This window comes from Armatimonas sp. (genome assembly GCF_043760365.1).
Classification (GTDB): Bacteria; Armatimonadota; Armatimonadia; order Armatimonadales; family Armatimonadaceae; genus Armatimonas.
This window is the reverse complement of record NZ_JAYUPA010000674.1, coordinates 1-3878: the sequence shown is the minus strand read 5'-3', so window position 1 is coordinate 3878 and position 3878 is coordinate 1. Positions and strand designations below refer to the sequence as shown.

4 protein-coding genes are annotated in these 3878 nt (G+C 52.3%); 1 reads left to right on the top strand and 3 read right to left on the bottom strand.

Annotation, left to right across the window (positions count from 1 at the left end):
• Nucleotides 1–35: 35 nt before the first annotated feature.
• The 3 genes from ACH2EH_RS15650 to ACH2EH_RS15640 form a co-directional block, all read right to left on the bottom strand.
• Nucleotides 36–680, bottom strand: a complete 645-nt coding sequence (locus ACH2EH_RS15650) for a DUF3226 domain-containing protein (protein ID WP_395142993.1) — start codon at nt 678–680, stop codon at nt 36–38.
• Nucleotides 681–682: 2 nt separating this feature from the next.
• The gene (locus ACH2EH_RS15645) at nt 683–1801 is read right to left on the bottom strand and encodes an ATP/GTP-binding protein (RefSeq protein ID WP_395142992.1); all 1119 of its coding nucleotides are present in this window, start codon (nt 1799–1801) and stop codon (nt 683–685) included.
• A 68-nt stretch (nt 1802–1869) separates the two neighbouring features.
• Nucleotides 1870–2427 (bottom strand): HNH endonuclease, encoded by a 558-nt coding sequence (locus ACH2EH_RS15640; RefSeq protein WP_395142990.1) that lies wholly within the window; start codon nt 2425–2427, stop codon nt 1870–1872.
• 233 nt (nt 2428–2660) lie between these two features.
• Between ACH2EH_RS15640 and ACH2EH_RS15635 the strand changes: the two genes are divergently transcribed.
• Nucleotides 2661–3878 (top strand): M3 family metallopeptidase (locus ACH2EH_RS15635; protein ID WP_395142988.1); only part of this gene is annotated, 1218 nt, incomplete at its 3' end.

Here is a 3878-nt window from a genome sequence, read left to right as displayed (position 1 = left end):
GCCCCTCACCGAAGTGTGACGTTTAAGGAATAAACCTACCGTTCCTGCCGCAACTCGAAAAGCCGCTCCAGCCACGCCACCAGATTCTGCGCCGCTTGGGCCTTTGGATCGAGATACTTTCGCGTAAAAACCTGCTCGGGTGCCTTGCCAGGATATTTCTGCCACGCCAGCCAGGTATGAATCTGCGCCTTCGCTCCCCAGTTCTCAGACGTGCCGCCTGGCTTGGGAATCCCCGCCACGCAAACACCCGCATACTCCCAGTTCGGATCGCCCTCGGGAACAAGCAGACGGAGAAACGCCTCCAGCGCCCCGGTCTGATCATTGTCCGGCATCACCCAAACACCCACCGTGCCTCGTGGCCCAGAGAATACAGCACCCTCTCCAGGGAGTTCTTTGGGCGGATCACAGCCACACTCTTTCAGGCGATCACGAATCGAAACCCAGCGGTTCGTTGGATTCGTATCCGCATCAACAATAATTCCAACTCGCTGCAAACGCGAGTCATCCAGAATTGCTTCCAGATCGTTACGGAGCTGTTGATACCCTTCACTATTTTGCATGCGAACTCTGCCCACATACCCATAGCTTCTCAAAAGTGATTGAATCACACGAACATCATCCGGGCCTTCCGTTAGTAGTAACGTCTCCTCCGGCCCCTCAACAACTTCGATATTAGCCACGCTCAACGCACCTCAAGATGTCGCCGTGCGACGACTTCGAGTTTCTCTTCGTCAAACATAACCGGCACAATATCACCGTCTTTATTTCTCTCCAGCCGAATCAACATTCCACTATTGGGATCATCATCTTCCGCTGCCGCTTTTTGGAATGCCTGAATACAATCTGAGCTATGTGTGGTTGCAAAAACTTGGATATTCAGCCGTTTAGCAGTATGAAAAATCATTCTCCAAACATCTGGCAAAACAGAATAATGTATTCCATTTTCAATCTCATCCACAAGAAATATACCATTATTTGCATTCATCATAGAAATAGAAATGCCTAAAAATCTCAAAACACCATCACCAAAGCTATTCAGTGGCAAGGGTTCTTTATTTCCAGATATGCGAATAAAAGGCTTACGTTCACTTGAATTATTAAGATTCCCTATAAAATCAATTCTATGAATATCCTTAATAAATATTTTCAGTGACTCTAAAACACTATCTTCATAATCTGTTAAAGAAATTTTATCCCACATATTTGCCATGTCAAAATCGGAATACAAAGAGCTTTTAAGCATTTCAACAGGGAAAGATTTACTAGAATAATAAAGATTTGTATTAGATAAAAATTCAATAGAAGTATTTATCTCATAACCAATTTTATCATCCTGACATAAATAATCTAAGCGAAAGGATTTTCTCAAGACAGAATCCCCCTTACTAGACACCGATATATCTATATAATAGCGACCTTCTTTATCTCCTTGAATATAAATCCTGGAATCTGTTTGGTAAAAATCAGGATAACCAGAAAACAGAAAACTTAATTTTGTCAAATCATAAGAGTTATCTAAAGCAGAATCTTTATTGAGAAATTTATATTCACCTCTACTTCGAATAATTTTCCTTATACTATCAGGATGACCACGCTCAGCAAGCAACCAAATAGCTTCAAGCAATCCTGTTTTACCAATATTATTTTTCCCCGTAATTAAATTCACTCGGGAAATTTCAGGAATTTCTAAGTGTTTAAACACACGAAAATTCTCAATCTTTAAATGTGTCAGCGGCAATTTCCCATTCTTTAGCTCGAAATTTTCGATGGGTGTAGTAGGCTCGGTAATTGTAGTTGACATACTTTTATTATAGCCTCCTATGGCTCAAAAGACGATGACCCCGCCGGGGCGGGGCCACTTTGAGAAACTTACTGAAATACCCCGCCGACATCGCTGAAGATGGGCAGATAGTCGCGCCAGACGGCGTGACGGGTGCCGGAGACGTACTTGTTCAGCGCGATGTAGGGCGTGTAGCGTGGGCGGCGGGGCTGGCGTGTGAGCTTCATCCCGCACTTCTCCAGCGGCTTGTCGCCCTTGCGCGTGTTGCAGCGGCGGCAGCACGCCACCAGGTTCTCCCAGCTCATCGGGCCGCCGTTGTGCTTGGGAACGACGTGGTCAATCGTGAGCTCTTTGCTGACCTGGCCGCAGTACTGGCACGTGTAGTTGTCACGCGCGAAGATGCTACGCCGAGAGAGCTTCAGCTCCGGGAGAGGGCGACGAACATGCTGGCGCAGCTTGACGACCGAAGGGTGCGCGATACTCTGGCCCTCAGCGGTAAACCATGCCTCTGCCGTGCGTGTGTCTTCCTCACCGTGCGTGTGCAAAATATCGGCCTTTCCCAGGTAGACCAGCACAATCGCCCGGCGGACGTTGCAGACATTCAGCGGCTCGTAATCGCTGTTTAAGACCAGAACCTCTTGACCCATTTCGGTAGACACTCCTCTCGTGAAACAAAAAAGCCCGCTTGCTCACGAAGAAGCAGGCGGGCTTAGAGACAGCAAGTGACCGGGCGCGTGTAGACCATGTGCCGATGTAGGCACAGGCCATCCACCCCCCGCTGTAGATGCCTCTCAAAGCCGACCCAATACTGCCGATAACGATACATGTAAGGGTATGATAACGTGAGACGATTAATCCGTCAAGGACAGATAAAAACGCCATGACCGCTATCCCATCTTGGAACCTCACCGACCTGTTCCAGAGCCCGGACGATCCCCGGCTCCTGGACACGCTTGCCCAGATCACCCGGGCCGCGCAAGACTTCGCGACGCACTACCAGGGCAAGATTGCCACTCTGAATGCCGCCGCGCTGGCCGAGGCCCTGACAGCCTACGAGCGCCTGCTACAAGAAGGCAGCAAGCCCGCGACTTACGCTAGTCTTCGCTTCGCCGCCGACACCGCCCCCGAAAACGGAGCACTGGTTCAAAAGCTGCGCGAGAAGACCACCACGGCACTCCTGCCGATTCTCTTCTTCCCTATCGAGCTGGCACGCCTCGATGGTAAACAACTGACGGAATTTGCTGCGATGCCCGCGCTGGCGAACTGGCAGCGCTACTTGCTCCAGGCCGCCCGCACCGCCCCGTTCATGCTCTCGGAGGGGGAAGAGAGCATTCTCGCACAGAAAGCGAACACGGGCAGCCGGGCCTGGGTGCGGCTTTTCCAGGAGCTGACCTCCAGCCTGCACTTCCCCTACGACGGCAAGAGCCTCAGTCTGTCGGAGATCACCGTCCTTCAGTACGATCCCGACCGCGATGTCCGTCGCCGCAGCACCGAAGTTCTCACGGAAGGCTTACGGCCCCATGCACGGACGCTGGCCTATATCTACAATACGCTCGTCCAGGATAAGGCTGTTGAAGACACGCTCCGTGGCTACACGCATCCCGAGCAGGCACGGCACCTGAACAATGAACTAACAGCCGAGATCGTCGCCGCCGTCACCGACACTGCCGAGGCGGGCTATCCCCTGGTGGGCCGCTACTACCGCGCCAAACAAAAGCTCCTGGGGCTGGACTCCCTGATGCACTACGACCGCTACGCCCCGCTACGCAGCGACGAGCCCACGGTGCCCTTCGCGGCGGCGCGCGACGAAATACTCGCCGCGTTTGAGAGTTTCGAGGGGGGCTATGCCGCCGCGGGGCGGGCCTTCTTTGAGGAGGGCTGGATTGATGCCGCGCCACGCCCGGGCAAGCAAGGCGGTGCCTTCTGCTCCTACATTACCCCGGACCTGCATCCCTACATCTTCCAGAGCTATCTGGACCGTGCCACGGATAAGAACACTCTGGCGCACGAGCTCGGCCACGGTATCCACTCGTTTCTCTCCCGGGGCCAGAGCTACCTCAACTTTCACGGCACGTTGCCCATGGCGGAAGTCGCCTCG